Source organism: Halomonas marinisediminis (assembly GCF_004347715.1).
GTDB lineage: Bacteria > Pseudomonadota > Gammaproteobacteria > Pseudomonadales > Halomonadaceae > Halomonas > Halomonas icarae.
Map to the genome: position 1 here is coordinate 1 of NZ_SLTR01000464.1, position 272 is coordinate 272.

Annotated in this window: 1 protein-coding gene; it reads right to left on the minus strand. The window is 72.4% G+C overall.

What is annotated here, in order from left to right; genetic code table 11:
- Positions 1–272: hypothetical protein (locus E0702_RS19285; RefSeq protein WP_165927618.1), on the minus strand; the 272-nt coding region annotated here is incomplete at both ends.

Genomic DNA, 272 nt, shown 5'->3' on the forward strand with positions numbered 1-272 from the left:
CGGGAAGATCGCCCGTTCGTCGGCCTGGACGGCGATGCGGTCCGCCTTGCCGCGGGCGTCGCCCTCGGGCCGAAGGAACTCGATCGTCACGCCCGACACGCCCTTGATGCGGTACGTCGTCCCACGCAGGGGGATGAGTTCCGTCGCGCGGCCGCGGGCGATGAGCACCGGCTTGCCGTCCTCTCGCAGGGCCACCTCCTGCTCGATCCCCGCCACGTCGTAGACGCCCAGCAGCGGCTCGAGGAAGGCCCGCTCCAGCATCTCCGCCGGGG